18 protein-coding genes are annotated in these 16,788 nt (G+C 68.2%); 10 read left to right on the top strand and 8 right to left on the bottom strand.

The window, feature by feature from the left end; genetic code table 11:
• Nucleotides 1–43: 43 nt before the first annotated feature.
• Nucleotides 44–430: a RidA family protein gene (locus EV650_RS27335; RefSeq protein WP_134121841.1), complete on the top strand. Its 387-nt coding sequence runs from the start codon at nt 44–46 to the stop codon at nt 428–430.
• Here the strand turns inward: EV650_RS27335 and EV650_RS27330 are convergent.
• Nucleotides 427–1,299, bottom strand: a complete 873-nt coding sequence (locus EV650_RS27330) for a serine hydrolase (RefSeq protein WP_134121840.1) — start codon at nt 1,297–1,299, stop codon at nt 427–429. The genes EV650_RS27335 and EV650_RS27330 overlap by 4 nt on opposite strands.
• Nucleotides 1,296–2,171 (bottom strand): LysR family transcriptional regulator, encoded by an 876-nt coding sequence (locus tag EV650_RS27325; protein ID WP_134121839.1) that lies wholly within the window; start codon nt 2,169–2,171, stop codon nt 1,296–1,298. Before EV650_RS27325 ends, EV650_RS27330 begins: the two co-directional genes overlap by 4 nt.
• A 116-nt stretch (nt 2,172–2,287) precedes the next feature.
• Between EV650_RS27325 and EV650_RS27320 the strand changes: the two genes are divergently transcribed.
• A complete protein-coding gene (locus tag EV650_RS27320) occupies nt 2,288–3,238 on the top strand; it encodes an MBL fold metallo-hydrolase (protein ID WP_238174480.1) in 951 nt (316 codons plus the stop codon).
• On the opposite strand, the gene EV650_RS27315 is transcribed toward EV650_RS27320, so the two are convergent.
• Both EV650_RS27315 and pdxR read right to left on the bottom strand, forming a co-directional pair.
• Nucleotides 3,228–3,971 (bottom strand): GNAT family N-acetyltransferase, encoded by a 744-nt coding sequence (locus tag EV650_RS27315; protein WP_134121838.1) that lies wholly within the window; start codon nt 3,969–3,971, stop codon nt 3,228–3,230. The genes EV650_RS27320 and EV650_RS27315 overlap by 11 nt on opposite strands.
• 55 nt (nt 3,972–4,026) lie before the next feature.
• Nucleotides 4,027–5,424, bottom strand: coding sequence for a MocR-like pyridoxine biosynthesis transcription factor PdxR (gene pdxR / locus EV650_RS27310; protein WP_238174479.1), 1,398 nt, complete (start codon nt 5,422–5,424; stop codon nt 4,027–4,029).
• Nucleotides 5,425–5,509: 85 nt separating this feature from the next.
• On the opposite strand from pdxR, the gene EV650_RS27305 reads away from it, so the two are divergent.
• The 3 genes from EV650_RS27305 to EV650_RS27295 are packed head-to-tail and all read left to right on the top strand — an operon-like array spanning nt 5,510 to nt 7,524.
• The gene (locus EV650_RS27305) at nt 5,510–6,796 is read left to right on the top strand and encodes an FAD-binding oxidoreductase (protein ID WP_134121836.1); all 1,287 of its coding nucleotides are present in this window, start codon (nt 5,510–5,512) and stop codon (nt 6,794–6,796) included.
• Nucleotides 6,797–6,809: 13 nt separating this feature from the next.
• On the top strand, nt 6,810–7,013 hold the full coding sequence (locus EV650_RS27300) for a DUF1622 domain-containing protein (protein WP_134121835.1): 204 nt from the start codon (nt 6,810–6,812) through the stop codon (nt 7,011–7,013).
• 7 nt (nt 7,014–7,020) lie between these two features.
• Nucleotides 7,021–7,524 (top strand): tetratricopeptide repeat protein, encoded by a 504-nt coding sequence (locus tag EV650_RS27295; protein ID WP_238174478.1) that lies wholly within the window; start codon nt 7,021–7,023, stop codon nt 7,522–7,524.
• Between the two features lie 34 nt (nt 7,525–7,558).
• Here the strand turns inward: EV650_RS27295 and EV650_RS27290 are convergent, their stop codons facing one another.
• From EV650_RS27290 to nhaA, 3 genes are all read right to left on the bottom strand, one after another.
• Entirely contained in the window at nt 7,559–8,401 is an 843-nt protein-coding gene (locus tag EV650_RS27290) for an SAM-dependent methyltransferase (RefSeq protein WP_202874926.1), read from the bottom strand.
• A gap of 114 nt (nt 8,402–8,515) precedes the next feature.
• Entirely contained in the window at nt 8,516–8,962 is a 447-nt protein-coding gene (locus EV650_RS27285) for a rhodanese-like domain-containing protein (protein WP_134121834.1), read from the bottom strand.
• Nucleotides 8,963–9,027: 65 nt separating this feature from the next.
• Nucleotides 9,028–10,914, bottom strand: a complete 1,887-nt coding sequence (gene nhaA, locus EV650_RS27280; RefSeq protein ID WP_134121833.1) for a Na+/H+ antiporter NhaA — start codon at nt 10,912–10,914, stop codon at nt 9,028–9,030.
• Nucleotides 10,915–11,002: 88 nt separating this feature from the next.
• Here nhaA and EV650_RS27275 point away from each other — a divergent pair, with 88 nt between their 5' ends.
• Nucleotides 11,003–11,890, top strand: a complete 888-nt coding sequence (locus EV650_RS27275; protein WP_134121832.1) for an aminoglycoside phosphotransferase family protein — start codon at nt 11,003–11,005, stop codon at nt 11,888–11,890.
• A 3-nt stretch (nt 11,891–11,893) separates the two neighbouring features.
• On the opposite strand, the gene EV650_RS27270 is transcribed toward EV650_RS27275, so the two are convergent.
• Nucleotides 11,894–13,249 carry an NsdA family TPR-like regulatory protein gene (locus EV650_RS27270; RefSeq protein ID WP_134121831.1) on the bottom strand — a complete coding sequence of 452 codons (1,356 nt, stop codon included), beginning with the start codon at nt 13,247–13,249 and terminating at the stop codon, nt 11,894–11,896.
• A gap of 254 nt (nt 13,250–13,503) precedes the next feature.
• Here EV650_RS27270 and EV650_RS27265 point away from each other — a divergent pair, with 254 nt between their 5' ends.
• From EV650_RS27265 to EV650_RS27250, 4 genes are all read left to right on the top strand, one after another.
• On the top strand, nt 13,504–13,824 hold the full coding sequence (locus EV650_RS27265; protein WP_134121830.1) for a recombinase family protein: 321 nt from the start codon (nt 13,504–13,506) through the stop codon (nt 13,822–13,824).
• 145 nt (nt 13,825–13,969) lie between these two features.
• Nucleotides 13,970–14,668, top strand: a complete 699-nt coding sequence (locus EV650_RS27260; protein WP_134121829.1) for a GAF and ANTAR domain-containing protein — start codon at nt 13,970–13,972, stop codon at nt 14,666–14,668.
• A gap of 438 nt (nt 14,669–15,106) precedes the next feature.
• Nucleotides 15,107–16,252 carry an ROK family transcriptional regulator gene (locus EV650_RS27255; RefSeq protein ID WP_134121828.1) on the top strand — a complete coding sequence of 382 codons (1,146 nt, stop codon included), beginning with the start codon at nt 15,107–15,109 and terminating at the stop codon, nt 16,250–16,252.
• 102 nt (nt 16,253–16,354) lie between these two features.
• On the top strand, nt 16,355–16,681 hold the full coding sequence (locus EV650_RS27250; RefSeq protein WP_134121827.1) for a hypothetical protein: 327 nt from the start codon (nt 16,355–16,357) through the stop codon (nt 16,679–16,681).
• Nucleotides 16,682–16,788 lie beyond the last annotated feature (107 nt).

Below are 16,788 nucleotides of genomic sequence, written 5' to 3'. Positions count from 1 at the left end.
GTGGAAACCGGTTTCTCAACCCCTGTCCGGGTATATCTGGTGCATGAGCAATCTGGAGTATCCGCGTGCGGTCGGAGTTGCCCCGGGCAACGGTTACAGCCATGTCGTCACCGGTCACGGGCAGTGGGTGGCGATCTCCGGCCAGGTCGCCCTGGACCCGGACGGTCAGCTGGTCGGCGTCGGTGATCCCGGAGCCCAGGCTGAGCAGGTCTTCGCGAATCTCGAACGCTGCCTGTCGGCCGCCGGCGCAACCTTCGAGGACGTGGCGAAGATGACCATCTTCGTCACGGACATGGCGAACATGCCTGCCGTCCGCGCGGTCCGCGACAGGTACGTCCCCGGCATCAAACCAGCCGCCTCCGCCGTCCAGGTCGCCGCCCTCTTCCACCCGGACGTACTCCTCGAAATCGAGGCGTTCGCGATCGTCTAACGGAGCAGGTCGACGGCTAGGCGGGCGGCTTGGCCGATGGCGGTGTCTACTCGAGGTTGGCGGTTGTCGCCGCGGGCGGCGAGGGTGAAGACGGCGATGGCGAACGCCTCGCCGCCGGGCAAGGTGACTACACCGACTTCGTGGCGTAGGGCGCCGAAGGTTCCGGTCTTTCCGGCTACGCGTACGCCGTCGTGGGGGAAGCCGGACGCCAGCCGGTGGAGGAAGACTTGCCGGTGCATCGTCGTCTTGACGAAGTCGGTTTGTTCGGGCGACAAGAGCTCGCCTGACCACAGTCGCTGCAGCAGTAGCGTCATGTCGCGGGCGGTGCTCGCGGACGCGTTGGCGGCTTCGTAGACCCCGGCCGGATCGGTTCGGTCGTTGTCTGCGAGTACGGCGAGGGCTGCGTCCGGATCGTTGGTTCTGGTACGGCGTTGTAGATCACGCAGGTTGCCCGCGGTCCCCCGCCGTACCCAGGTCCGATGCAGACCGAACGACTCCAGCATCCCCGCCAGCCGACGCAGTCCAACAATGTCGAGCAGCGCATCCGCCGAGGCGTTGTCGGACACAGTCATCATCGACAGCGCGAGGTCCCGCAACGACACCGTGACCGGGTCGGCGAACATCGACAACCCGGTCGGCCCCTCGGTCTTGGCCGACGGGTCGAGCGTGATCCGTTCGCGCGGATCCACCTCGCCGAGATCGACCAGCCGGCAGAACCCGGCCAGCAACGGCAGCTTGTAGACCGACGCCAACGGCACGATCCCGTCCGCGTCGACCTCGACCGTCGACTCGGGCTCGTCCAGCGCGACCGCATGCAGCCAACCGCGTACGCCGGCATCATCGAAGACCGCGCGGATCCGGGCGTTCACGAGGCCACCAACGCTTCCGTCAGTTGCGCCATCACGTCGTTCGGCCGGAGGAACGGCGTACGCGTCCTGGACCAGACGAGCCGGAGCCGCAACGGCAGCGGATCGTCGGCCAGCCGATGCCGCGTCACGCCCTGCGCGGTCAAACCGGGATCCGCCGTCACCACGATCGCCTGCCCCGCCGCAGCCATCGCCAACCCGGCCCGCTCGTCAGTGACGACGACCGTCCCGCCGGTCGGACGATGCAAAGCGAGCGTGTCCAGGAAGAGGTCGCGGGCCGCCGGAGCCTCCGTCCGCGGCCGAACCGCGATCGGCAGCCCCTTCAGCTGCCGCAACCCCACAACTTCCTCGTCCACCACGCCGGCCGGCGCGAGAGCCCACGTCGGGAGCAGCGAAACCGGCCCGGCTTCCAGCCCATCCAGTACGACGGGATGCAGTACGGCGGCCAACGTCAGCCGGCCCGTGTTCACCTGGTTGATCAGCGAACTCGTCGGCCCGGTCACCACCGTCACCCGGCTGCCCGGAATCATCGAGCCCGACGCCGCGGCCACCGCGGCACCGGCCGACGGCGGGACCTCGGGCGCGAGACCGAGCCTGATCTCCGGACCCTCCGGATCGCGGGCGACTGCGGCCTGGTGCAGCTCCTCGATCGAGGTCAACGCACGGCGCGCGTACGGCAGCAACGCGACCCCGGCGGGGGTGAGCTCGACCCGGCCGGCACCGCGTTCGAAGAGCTTGGCGCCGACCAAGGCCTCGAGACGACGAAGGCCCTGGGACAGCGGCGGCTGGGTGATGCCGACGACCCGGGCCGCGTCGCCGAAGTGCTGCTCTTCGGCGAGTGCGATGAAGATCTGTAGATGCCGTTCAGTCAGCACAGTGCGCCTGACCTGGGGCGATATCTCCAGACAATCGGTTCATGCCTGAGAGCATATTCAACAGAGCCGTTCGCCCTCGCCTTGACTGAAGTTCAGTGACGACGAGAGGAGACAGGGTGAAGGTGAGTCGGAGGGGAATGCTGACCGGAGCGGCGGCGGTCGGGGCGGCCGGCGTGATCGGGCTCGAGAGCCAGGGCGAGGCGGCAACGATCCCTGCAACAGGCCCCGCAACGATCTCCGCGGCAAAGAGCCCGGCCGGGCAGGCGGTGGAGCTGACCTGGTTCGGGACGCACGCGTGGCAGATCCGGTGCGGCCAAACCGTCGTACTGACCGATCCGTGGCTGACCCGGTTCAAGACCGGGACGTTCACGCCGGAGGGTGCGGATCCGAAGACCAAGTTGGTGATCCAGCCCGAGGTGATCGACCGGCACCTGACCACGGCCGACGCCATCCTGGTCCACCACGGGCACTACGACCACATGGCCGACGTACCGTACGTCGCGAAGAAGACGCAGGCGACCGTGCTCTGCACCGAGACCCACGCCAACCTTCTCCGCGCGATGCGGACCCAGAACGACCTGCTCTCACCGGTCCGCGGCGGCGAATACCTGCCCTTCGACGGCTTCACGATCGAGGTGTTCCCGTCGCTGCACTCGTGCAGCGGCAAGCGGCACAGCTACGCGTACCCGGGCTACCGGTACGACGTACCGAAGCGCCCGCAGGTGATCGAGGACCTGGTCGAGGGCGGCACGCTCGCGTTCGTGATCACGATCGGCGGCGTGCGCATCCTCAGCCTGAGTACGGCGAACTTCGACCCGAACGCACTGCGCGGTCTTCAGGTCGACGTCGTACTCGCGGCTCCCGGTGGCGAACCCGGCATCACCGATCTCCTACTGCGGACCATCAAGCCGGTCCGCAAGGTGATCGCCACCCACTGGGACGACTTCGACAAACCCCTCGACGACCCCGGCATCCCCTGGACCGATCTGACCCCGCTTCGCACGTCAGTGCAGAAAACCGGCGCGGAGTTCATGGTCCTCGATCACCTGCAGCAGGTCACGCTCTGACGCGGTAGTGGTAGCGAGAGACGGTTTGGAAGCCTAGGCGGTCGTACAGGGCGCGGGCCGGGGCGTTGGCCTCGACGACCTGGAGCCAGACGCGGTTGACACCGAGTGTTGTTGCCTGCTGCAACAAACCGTGGATGGTCGCCTGGGCGAGGCCTTGCCGGCGGTAGCCCGGGTCCACGGCGAGGCAGTAGATGCCGGCCCAGTCGTCGACCAGGGCGAGGCGGCCGATGGCCTTGACCGGCGGGCCGGCCGGGATCACGGCGTACAGGGCGCGGGCGCGGTTGAGGATCTGCCGGGCCGCGGCCTGTGCGGCGGATCCGCCGCGGCCGTCGACGGACCACCAGAAGTCCATCCAGTTGTCATCGGGCGCGGACGAAATATTCACTGCCGTCGTCGGCTCGGGCAGGTTCGCGAGGACGTCGGCAACCTCAGCACACATCACCAGCGTCGGGTTGCGGAGCTCATAGCCGCGGGCCGCCAGGTAGTCGTCGAGGTCGCCGGGCTGCGCCGCCGGACCAACCTGGAAGGACGGCGCGATCTGGTGCGCGGAGTACAGGTTTTCCACGTAATCCAAGGCCCTGCCGAGGTCGAATGGCGCACTCGCCGGCAGGACGGAGTTGGCTCGCAGCGTGACGCCGGCGTTGCGGCGGACCAGCCAGCCGTCGAGTTCGGTGCTGTCCGCGGCGGGCCAGCCTTGGTTCATCAGGGCGTCGATGCGAGCTGCTGCGATCACTCCACCAAGAGTAGAACCGTCCGGATCAAATTGCAACGAAACGAATAGTTATTCATCAACCGCGGATCGCCGCGACCGCGTCCGCGAGCAGTTCGATGCCCTCGACAACCTCTCGCTGGCTGAGTGAGCCGTACCCGAAGACGAGCCCGGCCGGACCCGATCCGGACACCCAGTATGGCGCCAACCCGTACACCCCGAGCCCGCGCTCCAACGCCGCTACCCGCACGGCCTCCTCGCTGAGGTCAGGCGGCAACCACGTCATCACATGCAGCCCGGCCGACACCCCGACCGGCTCCAACTCCGGGATCCGCCGAGACAACTCGTCGACCAGCGTGTCCCGCAGCAACCGGTACCGCGGCCGCATCCGCCGCAGGTGCCGGTCGAACTCACCCCGCGCCACGAAGTCCGCGAACGCCAGCTGGTCGAACACCGGCGACCCGCGATCGTCCATCAGCTTCGCCCGCGCCATCGGTTCGACCAGCCGGGCCGGCAGGATCAACCAACCCAACCGCAGCCCGGGCGCCAGCGTCTTGCTCGCGGTCCCGGCGTACGCGACGCGCTCGGGAGCCAGCCCTTGCATCGCACCGACCGGCTCGCGATCGTAGCGGTACTCCGCGTCGTAGTCGTCCTCGATCACCAGCCCGTCGTGCCGAGCCGCCCAGGCGACGAGTGCGGCCCGCGTCTCCGCCGAGGCCACCGCCCCGGTCGGGAACTGATGGGCGGCCGTCACCAGCACGACATCCGCGCCGGACCGCTCGAGAGCCTCGACATCGACACCAGACTCGAGCACGGGTACGCCGACCGCCTCGAGCCCGGCCGCCACGGCGACGTCTCGCAGATCGTTGTCGGACGGGTCCTCGACCGCCAGCCGCCGGTACCCCTGCGCGGCGAGCACCTGCAGCAGCAATCGCGACCCCTGCGCGAACCCGTTGCAGATCAGCATGTTCTCCGGGCGGGCCGCCGTACCGCGGACTCGGTTCAGGTAGTCGGCGAGCGAGGTCCGCAGCTCGACCGTGCCGCGGCCGTCGAGATAGGCGAGGCTGCGGTACGGCGTCTCGTTCAGGACCCGGCGTACCGATCTGAGCCAGGCTGCTCGTGGGAACCGCGAGACGTCCGGCCGGCTGTAGCGGAAGTCGATCCGCGGCGGACCGCCCGCAGACTTCAGGGCGGCCGCCGGTTCGACCACGGCGATGTCCGCGACCTGCGTATATCCGCCGGCCTGGCTGATCAGGTACCCCTCCGCGACCAGCTGCTGGTAGGCCTCGACGACCACGCCGCGGGACAGCCCCAGGTCCTGCGCGAGCGCGCGAGTGGACGGCATCACGGTCTCCGCGCGGAGCAGTCCGGCGCGGATCCGGGTCCGGATCCCGCTCTCCAGCTGCTGGTGCAGCGGTACGCCGCTGTCCCGCTGCAGCTCGACTAGGAGCTCACCGGCCCCGGAACTGGTCCTCATTCGGCTCACACAACTGGACCTTATCGGCGTACCGCTTCGCTGTCAGGGTGGTGGACAAGATCAAAACCCACGAGGAGTGAGACCGATGACCAGGATGCTGCGCACCGGCGACGCCGGGTACGACGAGGCCCGGACCGTCTGGAACGCGATGATCGACCGCCGTCCGGCCGTGGTCGCCCGGTGCTCCACCACCGAGGACGTCACCGAGGCAGTCCGGTTCGCCCGGAACGCCGGGCTGGAGATCGCGGTCCGTTGCGGCGGGCACAACATCGCCGGCCTCGCCGTCCCGGACGGTGGGCTGATGATCGATCTGACTCCTATGAATGCGGTCCGCGTCGACCCTTCGCTGAAGCGGGCGTGGGTCCAGGGTGGCGCGTTGCTGGGTGAGCTGGACAAGGCCGCGCAGGAGTACGGGCTGGCGACGACCGCGGGCAACGTGTCGCACACCGGCGTCGGCGGGCTGACGCTCGGCGGCGGAATGGGGTGGCTGGCCCGGCAGTTCGGTCTGGCTTGCGACAACGTGGTGTCCTACCAGGTCGTGACCGCGGACGGTGAGGTCGTCCGGGCGAGCGCGGACGAGAACCCCGAGCTGTTCTGGGGGCTGCGTGGCGGTGGCGGGAACTTCGGGATCGTGACCGAGTTCGAGTTCCAGCTGCACCAGATCGGGACCCGGGCGCTGATCGTCGAGCTCACGTTCCCTGCGTCGGCAGGCTTCCAGGTACTGCGGGGTTGGCGGGACCTGAACGAGCACGCGCCGCGTGAGGCGACGCTCACCGCGAGCATCAACGCGGACACCGTGACGGTCGGGTACGTGTGGGTCGGCGAGGGCGGGTACGGTCTGCTACCGCAGTTCCGCGCGCTCGGCCCAGTGACTGATGAGGTCGTCGAAGAGACGACGTACCTGAAGCTGCAGACTCGCGACGACAACGTCCAGGGTCACCGGTACCGGCGGTACTGGAAGGGGCACTACTTCAAGGCGCTGACCGACGACGCGATCCGCGCCGTACTGCGGACGCCCGGTGTGTCGGCGAGCCTCCAGGCGTACGGCGGCGTGATCGCCGACGTACCCGATGAGGACGCGGCGTTCAGCCAGCGGGACACGCAGTTCGAGTTCGTCACCGCGACGCGGTGGGAGGACCCGGCCGAGGACCAGACCCGGATCGCTGAGCTGCGCGAGTACGCCGCGACACTGGCGCCGTACGCGAGCGGGGCGTATGTGAACACGCTGAACGACGACCCGATCAACCGCGCGTTCCCGCCGGCCAAGCTGGCCCGGCTGACCGAGCTCAAGACGGCGTACGACCCGGCGAACATCTTCCACCTCAACCAGAACATCCGCCCCCGCGAGTCGAGTGCGGAGAGCGCCGCCTGACTAGTACTTCTGGATGGTGGACTTCCTGCTCGGCCTGGAGATCCTGATCGTCGGCGACATCATCCGGACGATCATCGTCGAGACCTCGGTCCAGAGCGTGCTGGTGCTCGGGCTGATCGTGGTGATCCGGACCGTGCTCAGCTTCGCGCTCGAAGTCGAGATCTCCGGGTCCTGGCCCTGGCAGCAACGCCCGACCCAGCAAACCGACGCGGCATGATGGAGTTGTGACCACTGATCTGACGCCGGAGCTGGCTGCGACGATCGAGGAGGCGTTCACCCGGCGGGACCGGGCGAACATGGGCCCGACGATCGCCTTCTTCGAGAAGCTGCTGAGCGAGAATCCGGACAACCCGTACGTGCTCTACGAGGTCGGCGGGTCGTACGACACCGCCGGTCAGGAGGAGAAGGCGGTCGGGTACTACGAGCGCGCGCTGCCCGGGCTGACCGGGGAGACCCGCCGGAAGTGCCTGCTGCAGTATGGGAGCACCCTGCGGAATCTCGAGCGCTTCGACGACTCGCTGGACGTGTTCAAGCAGGCGTGCGCGGAGTTCCCGGAGTCGGACTCGCTGCGGGTGTTCAAGGCGCTGACGCTGCACGCGGCCGGGAACAAGGACAAGGCGCTGGCCACGCTGCTGCTGGTGATCGCGGACAAGGTGGACTCCGCGGAGATCAAGCGCTACGAAGCCGCGATCCGCGGGAACGCGGACTACCTCGCGAACCTCGGCTAGGCCTTGCGGGCTGGGCTAGTCCTTGCGGGCTGGGTTAGGCCTTGCGGGCGACTCCGCCGTAAATCGCGTCGCGGGCACCGGTCAGCGGCGGCTCGTCGATGCGGACGCCGGGAACATGCCACTCGGCCAGCCGGACGACGCCCGGTGAGAGGATCTCCAGCCCGCCGAACAGCGACGAGATCTCCTCGACCGAGCGGAACGCCAGCGTCGGGAAGGCGTGCTTGACCTTCTCGACCAACTCGGTCACAAGCTGGTCGAGCGGACCGCCGTCGCCCGGGTTGCACGCGTGCGTGATCGCCAGAAACGAGCCCGGCGGCAGCGCCTCGGCGTACTTGCGGGTGATCTCCCGCGTCTCCTCGTAGTCGGCGATGTGGTGCAGCATCAGCGCCATCACCAGCGCGACCGGCTCACCGGCGGCCAGCAGCCCTGCGACCGCCGGGTCCGCCAGCACCTCCTCGGGCTTGGTGAGGTCCGCCGCGGCGAACTGGGTCCGGTCGTTGTCGAGTAGCAGCGCCCGCCCGTGGGCGACCACGGACGGGTCGTTGTCGACATACACGACCGAGCAGGCGGCGTTCACCTTCTGGGCGATCTGATGGGTGTTCTCGGCGGTCGGCAACCCGGATCCCGCGTCGATGAACCGCCGTACGCCGGCCTCCTCGGCCAGCCAGGTGATCACGGTGCTGAGCCAGCGCCGGTTCTCCCGAGCCCACTCGGGCGTCTCCGGTGCGATTTTCATGATCTGCCGATACAGCGCACGGTCGGACTCGTAGTTGTCCTTGCCGCCGAGGGCGTAGTCGTAGACCCGAGCCACACTGGGACGCGTGGTGTCGATCCCGTACGCGACCAGCCCGCCGTCGTTCATCGGCTGATCAGTCACACCGTCTCCTCGCGTCACGGGGCTACACACGTCTACTACGAGGGTAACGCACAGAGAGTCAGCGGATCACCACGGCGAGTTCGAGCTGTGTAAAACTCAACGTTCACAGGGGTTTCAGCACGCGCAGGCGACTCCCCGCGGCGCGGTCAGCGGGTCGGACAGCCGGCGTTCGATCCCGTCCGCGGTCTCGACCGGAGCGCCTTCACGCACCCAGTACTCGAACCCGCCGATCATCTCCTTCACCGGATACCCGAGTTTCGCGAACTCGAGCGCAGCGCGGGTCGCACCGTTGCACCCCGGCCCCCAGCAGTAGGTCACGACAGCGACGCCTTCAGGTATGACGGACGCCGCGCGAGCCGCGATCTCCCGGGTCGGCAGGTGAATCGCACCCGGCACGTGGCCCTGGTCCCAGCTCTCCTGACTGCGGCTGTCGATCAGCACCCAGCCCGTCACCCCGGCACCGATGTCCGAGGCGACATCGGACACGTCCGTCTCGTATGCCAGCCGTTCCGCGAAGTGCGCGACGGCGGCCTGGTCGATCTGCTTGGTCTGTGTGGTCATGCACCTAGGGTCAGACAGCGCCGCAGTACGGCGACAGTGGCAGAAATGCCCTAGTGCATCAAGATTCAGCCACGCCGCTCGGTGATCTTCGCCCGGGCCCGAGCCACGTGGATCGCCGCCTTCAGCGTCTCCACGTCGTACGCACCGTAGTGCCGCTGACCGTTGACGAAGAACGTCGGCGTACCGGACACCCCGCTGGTGTCGGCGGACTCCACGTCCTGCGCGACCCGGGCCGCGGCCACGTGCCGCTTCACCTCGTCGTGCAGCTTGTCGGCGTCCAGTCCGAGCTGCTCGGCGTACCGGATCATGTCGGCCGGCTGGAGCTTGTCCTGGTTCGCGAGCAGCAGGTCGTGCATCTCCCAGAACGCGCCCTGCTCGGCCGCCGCCTCGGCCACCTCGGCGGCGATCTGCGCGCGAGGGTGTACGTCGGACAACGGCAGATGCCGCCAGACGAAGCGCAGATCGTCGTCGTTCATGATGTCGCGGACGATCGGCTCGGCCATCCCGCAGTACGGGCACTCGAAGTCGCCGTACTCGACCAGCGTCACCGACGCGTTCTCCGGACCGCGGATGTGGTCCCGCTCCGGATCGACCGGGTCGGTCAGGTCCTGGAGCTGCTCCGCGTTGCCGAGCAGAGCCAGCGCCTTCTTCGGCGGGGAGAGCAGCTTGGCCGCGCGGAACACCAGCCAGGTCAGCGCCGACGCCACAATCACCGCCGACAGCAGACCGACCTTTGCCTCGGCCAGCTGGGTCCCGTCGAACGCGATCGTTGCGATCAGCAACGAAACGGTGAAGCCGATACCGGCGATCGTCCCGCTGCCGACAACGGCGGCCCAGCCCACGCCCGGCCGGATCCGCCCGCCGGTGAGACGCTCGAGCAGCCAGGACACCGACGTCACCGCGATCGGCTTGCCGACGACGTACCCGACCAGGATGCCGAGCGTGATCGGCGAGGCGAACGCCTGCCCGAGGAACGTCGCGTCGATCGCCACACCGGCGTTCGCGAGGCCGAACAGCGGGACGATCAGGTAGCTGGTCCACGGGTGGTACAGGTACTGCAGCCGCTCGTTCGGCGAGATCGTCGTGGTCAGTCCGACGGTCGCGGATCGCGCCAGCTCCGGCGTCGGCTGCTCGCGGAACAGCCGGAACAGACCGGTCGCCTCCTCGAGCTCCTCGCGCCCAGGTGAGTACGCCGGTGCCGTCAGCCCGATCGCGAGTCCGGCGACGACCGGGTCGACGCCACTCTTCAGCATGGCGGCCCACATGAGTATGCCGAGAACGGCGTACACCCAGGTCTTGCGGACGCGGAACAGGGAGAGCGTCAGCACGATCGCGAACGCGACGATCGCCAGCAGCAGCGGCATCAGCTTGATGTCCTCGCTGTAGACGACGGCGATCACCACCAGCGCCAGCAAGTCGTCGACCACGAACACCGTCAGCAGGAACACCCGCACGCGATCCGGCACGCCGCGACCGACCAGCGCGAGCAGGCCCAGGGCGAGCGCGGTGTCGGTCGACATCGCGACACCCCAGCCGTGCGACCCCGGTCCGCCGGCGTTGAACCCCAGGTAGATCAGCACCGGCGCGATCATCCCGGCGATCCCGGCCAGCATGGGCAGCACGAGCCGGCTGCGGTCCCGCAGATCACCGAGATCGAACTCGCGCCGCGCCTCCAGCCCCACCACCAGGAAGAACAGCGTCATCAGACCGCTGTTGATCCACTCCCGCAGATCCAGACTCAGTACGTCGCCACCGAGCCCGACCGAGAGCTCCGTCCGCCAGAAGTCGTCGTACGTCCCCGAGCCGACGTTCGCCCAGAGCAAAGCGAGCACGATCGCGCCCGCGAGCACCCCGGAACTACCCGCCTCGGTCCGCAGAAAGGCGCGCATAGGCGCGGCAAACTCCCGCCGCCAACTAGTCCGCCCACTCAACAGACCAGAAAAGTCCGCCATGCCGCTCACTCTAACCACCCCCGAAAGCTCTCATTGACCGTTTCGGCGGATTGCTTCTTGGAGAGCGAGAGGATGACAGACTGCTCGTATGGCGGTTGATCGCGAGGCGGCGTACGCGGTGGTCCGGGCGGTCGCCGCGAGGCTCGGCCTCGACGACACTGGGATCGAACTGCTGGGACCGATCGCCGACAACGCGGTGTTCCGTCTGCCGGGACGGACGGTCGCTCGGATCGCAACATCCGCAGCGGGTGACAGGGCGCTCCGCGAGGTTCGTACCGGACGATGGCTCGCGACGCAGGGTCTGCCGGCGGTCGAGCCGCTCGACTCGATCCAGCAGCCGTTCGGCGTCGACGGCCACGTCGTCACCTTGTGGCACGAGATCCCTGAAGCATCAATGGCCAGTACGGCGGAACTCGCCGCGCTGCTGCGTCAATTGCACAGCCTGCCGGTGCCGACGAACTTCGACATCCCGGCGCTGGACCCGTTCGTGCGACTGGATGAGCACCTCGCGGCCGCCGAGCCCGAGCTGAACGCGAGCGACCGCGGCTTCCTCACCGAACGACTCGAAGAGCTCAAGGCCGGCTTCACGCGCGTGACCGAAGGATTGCCGGTCTGCGTGATCCACGGCGACGCCAACCGCAAGAACGCGGTCCGCGGCCGAGGCGGCCGAGCCGTCCTGCTCGACCTCGAACGCTTCAGCCTCGGCCCCCGCGAGTGGGACCTGGTCGTACCGGCCGTCTACCAGCGCCTGGGCTGGTACTCCGACTCCGAATACAACGCCTTCGTCGAGGCGTACGGCTGGGACATCCGCACCTGGCCCGGCTTCACCACCTACGCCGCCCTCCGCGAGTTCCGCATGACCGCCTGGCTCCTCAGCCGCCTGACCCGCGAACCCCGCCTAAGAACCGAAGCCACCACCCGCATCGCCTCCCTCCGCACCCCTGACGCTCCGCGATCCTGGACACCGGGAACCTGACACTCAGGAAGCAGCCAACAGCACCCGAGCACGCTCGCGAAACTCCGTGATCGACCGCTGATGTCCGAACTCGTTCAGCCGGCGATCGAACCCACGCACGTAGCTGCGGACCCTCGCGGACTTGATCCGTCCCGCGGCCGCGACCGCCTCGACGGCCGTATCGCACGCACGCGGGACATCACCCGCGTCGAGGTAAGAGGTGGCGAGCGAGATCCGGCAGAACGTGCGGCTCCGCGGATGCAGGTCGGAGGACTGGCTCAGCGCGAGATTCGCATGGCGCTCGGCGTCTCTCGGCGCCCGGAGCGCGGTGAAACAGTGGGCCAGCTCATCCTGGAGTTCGGCTTGGTCGAAGTACCCGATCCAATCCGGCTCCTCAGCCCCCGAAGCCCGCGCGAACCTCGTCTCGGCGTCCTTCATCATGCGTAGACAGGCGCGCTTGTCGCCGATGCTTGCCAAGCCTCGCGCCTCCATGGCGGCGTACATCGCCGCGGTCCGCGCAGTGGCCTGACCGCGTGCACCGAGCGCAGCAGCTCTCGCCAGATCAACCGCCTCTTGATACTCGCCGAGGTAGTTGGCCTGATGACTCATGAGCGCCAGCACCTTGCCACCCAATGGGCGGTCTCCGGACGCATGAGCGAGGTTCAGTGCCTGGACGAAGTAGCGACGCGCCAGTCCGTGCATGCCTACGTCGTAGGCCATCGCACCGGTTTTGTACGTGAACTGCGCCGCCACCGAGAACAACTCCCGACCGATCGCATCGGTGTAGCTCGCGTGCAGCAGCGGGGTCACCGCGTCGCTCAGATACTGGACCGCGGCCGAGCGAGCGTGTCCACCGCCGAACTGATGATCGAGACTCTCGAACATGTGCAGCGTCGCCCGTACGGCGTCGACGTCGTCGGTGCCAACTCGTCGCGAACTACCAGTGCCGTACGGCGGATCGGCCGGAGGCGAGACCAGCCACCGCGCCATCGGGGTGGTCAGCGAGCCCGCGCTGACGGCCATGCGGAGGAACTCCGAGCGTTTCAAGTCTTCTGTCCAGAGCAGGCGAGAGGTACGGATCGTCGCATCGCGCGACTCGGAGAACGACAATGCCAACGTCAACGGCTGCCCGCCGGCAAAGCCCAGATCGCCCAGCGACAACGCGCGCCCGAGTCGCCGACCGAGTGCCTCGGCGATCAGGGCAGGTTTCTCACCGCGCGGCACCATCCCGTTCAACCAACGCCCGACATCGACGTGGTCGCAACGGATGTCCTTGAGTCCCCTGGCTACGGCCAGCTCTCGTACGTCCCTGGCGAGCGCGCTTCGCGAGCAACCGGCATCATCCATCAGCGCGGCGAACAACTCGTTGGGCGAACTCATGCAGCCTCTTCGCGATCCTGGACCAGACCACTCACTGTAGCCGGAAGCTAGCACCGCGAACACACGCTCTGCCCGGCGATTTTGGCGCGCAGTGCACAGGTTCTGCACGGGTCGTTGCCTAGTGCACGGTATTCGCTCCTCCCGGCCCACGGCTGCGTCGGCTGAACTGGGTGTCGTTCTCCTCGATCGGCGAGGCCGGCGCTGTGAAGCCCCTGAGACCGGCGCCGGCCTCGTCCACCACGAAGGACCACGCCATGAAACCAGCGCTCGCGGTCGGGTATCTGCGGCATCACCGGTCGATGACCTGCCATCAGCTAGCCCGAGCAGAGGACCAGCTGGCGGCGCTCGCCGATCAGCAAGGAGCTCGCCTCTGCAAGGTCTTCGTGGAGCATCTGCGCACCGACCCGGTCGCCTTCGACGCACTCATCCGGCTGGTCAAGCGCCGCAATATTCCGGTCGTGATCGTCACAACCGAGTCGCATCTCAGCGCAGTCGGCAACGACGAGAGCAAGCTCGAACGCCTCCACCGTGAGACCGGCGCTCACGTGCTGACCGCTGACCGATCGGCCAGGTAGGCAGCACGCCGCCGTACCTGGGACTGGTCTCTCGGGAGGCCCGACGGCCGGTCGGATCGCCGTTTTTCCGGGTTCGGCTAACACTCCATGAGGCTTGGGCTGCATGATGTCCGTGCCCCTTGCATGAGCACGCCCTGGAGTCTCTGTGACCGAGCCTGACCTCGCTGCCTCGGCGGACACGTTTGCCCGCCTGGCGATCGAGTTGCACGACGCCCCCGGCGTCGAGGAGACCGTTGATGCCGTGGTGCAGTTCGCCCTGCAGGCGTTGAACTGCACGTACGCCGGTATCGCCTTGTACACCCGCGGTTCGCGGGCCGAGATCGCCGCGGTCACCGACCCGGTTGTCGCCGATGTGTACGAGCTGCAGATCGCCAGCGAGACCGGTCCGCTGGTCACCGCACTGCGCGAACGAACGGCGATCCTGATCCCGGACACCACCGCCGACGACCGCTGGCCGGAGTGGGCGGCCAAGGTTGCGGCGCTCGGGGTACGGAGTGTGCTCGACGTACCGTTGGCAACGGGTGACGCAGCGCGACAGACGGTCGGCGTACTAGGGCTGTACAGCCCGGAGCCGGACGCGTTCACCGCGGACGACGAGGCGATCGCACACATCCTCGGGCAGCACGCGTCGGTCGCGCTGGCGTCCGCGCGCCAGGAGGAGACCATGGCGCTGGCCGTCGACGCGCGGAAGCTGGTCGGGCAGGCGATGGGCATCCTGATGGAACGGTTCGACGTGGACGGGGACCGGGCGTTCGCGATCCTCAAGCGGTACTCCCAGGACACCAACACCAAGCTGCGCGACGTCGCCCAGCACCTGATCGACACCCGCAAGCTGCCGCACTAGTTCGCTGAGAGCAATCTGACAGCGTTGTCCAGGCACCGCCGGCCGGAATCCGTTGCATACTTCGAGGAGAGTTGGGTACTGCGCCGCCACGGTGTTCACTCGATTCGAGGGGTGTGGACATCTGGCTGTCTTTGGGTGAGCATGACGCCGGGATTTGTGCGGCCAGAACCGCGGACCGGGTCACGTCCCGGCGTCCTCCCCCCACCACACGCCCCAACTCCCCTCCATCTGCGCCACCCAGCTCGCATCCATGTCGCCATCGCCGTACGCCGTCGGCGTCGAGCCACCGACCATGCAGACGCCGGTGCGCCGACGCCGGTGCGCCGACGCCCGTCCGCCGACGCTGGTCCGCCGTCGCTGGTCCGCAGCCCCATGTCCGCGGTCGCCGGTCCGCCGTCGCTGATCGGCCGACGCTGATCTGCCGGTTACGCTGACGCAATGGGTGCCTGGCAGCCGTTGTCCGGTCCGTCGCGGCAGGTGGCGTTGGAGATCCTGCTCGACGGGCCGCTGTCGCGCGCCGAACTCTCCCGACGCGTCGGCCTGTCGCCCGGCAGCCTGACCCGCCTGACGAAACCGATGGTCGAGTCAGGCCTCCTGGTCGAGGTAGAAGGCGGCCCGACCGACGCCAAGGTCGGCCGCCCGTCACAACCGCTGGACCTGGACCCGAACGCACACCACTTCGTCGGCATCAAACTCACCGGCGACTCGGCAATCGGCGTACTGACGACCTTGCGAGCAGACGTGATCGCAAGCGTCGAACGCCCGCTCGTCGACCCCACCCCGTCCGCGGTCGCCGAACTCGTCCTCGAACTCACCGACGAGCTAGCAGTCCAAGTCCCCGGCGGTACGCCGATCACCGGACTCGGCGTCTCGCTCGGCGGACGGGTCGCGAATGGGTCGGAAGTCCGCTGGGCGCCGTACCTCAACTGGGTCGACGTACCGTTCGGCGAGATCCTCACCGGGCGCACGAGCGTGCCGGTCGTAGTCGCAAACGACCTGACCTCGTTGACCGAAGCCACTCATTGGTTCGGCGCCGGCCGGAACTCCGATCGGTTCGTACTGCTGACGATCGGCGCTGGGGTCGGCTACGGACTCGTGATCCACAAGCGAATCGTCGACAGCCCGGACGTCACGCTGGGCCTGATCGGACACCACCCGCTGATCCCCGACGGGCCGCGCTGTGATCGCGGTCATCGGGGATGTGCGCTCAGCCTGCTGACAGTCAGCGCGGTCACCGAGCAGGTCGGCGCGGCGGTGGGCCGGCCGGTCGGATACGAGGAGGCACTCGACCTCGCCGCCAAGGGCGATCCGGGCGCCCGCGAGGTGGTCGGCCGCGCAGGCCGAGCGCTGGGAAAGCTGATCGCCGCGGCGGCCAACTTCACCATGCCCGAGCTCGTAGTCCTGGGCGGCGAAGGCGTCCGCCTAGCCGAAGTCGCCCAGGACGAACTCCTAGCCGCGCTCCATGCCGACCGTCACCCCTCGGGCGCCGAGGTGACGATGGTCCTACAACCCGCAGACTTCAGCGAATGGGCCCGAGGAGCCGCAGTAGTAGCAATCCAAACCTTCGTCCTCGGCACGTCCTAGGACCTGCGCACGTCGTACGCCGGCACCACGACGTGGGGTGGTGAGCACGGCGTGGGCGGCGGATGCGGCGTACGCCGGTCGGCGCGGGTGCGTCGCTAGGCGATGAGTGCGGCGTGGGGGCGGATGCACGGCGTACGTCAGCGGGTGCATCGGCAGGCCCAGGTACGTCGGTGGGCGGCGGACACGGCGTACGTGAGCGGATGCGTCCGTGGGCGCAAGTACGTCAGTGGGCAGCGGATACGGAGCACGTCAGCGGGTGCATCGGCGGGCCTAGGTACGTCGGTGGGCGGCGGACGCGGCGTACCTCAGCGGGTGCGTCTGCAGCGCAGGTACGTCGGCGGGGCGGCAGGCGCGTCGTACGGCGGTGGGCCTTCGGATGGGTTGTGGTTGTCTCCGGGCTGCGTGATCGTGCTAGTCGGGGCGGCGTGAGTCAAGTGCGCCTTCGGCGTCCCTGCGGGATCTTCGACACTTGACACACACCACCACGACCAGGGAAGGACGCAGCTACGCCCGGAGCCGCTGAGAGCTGTGAACAC

The organism is Kribbella kalugense, from assembly GCF_004365875.1.
Lineage (GTDB): Bacteria > Actinomycetota > Actinomycetes > Propionibacteriales > Kribbellaceae > Kribbella > Kribbella kalugense.
This window is presented reverse-complemented; position numbering and strand designations above follow the sequence as displayed.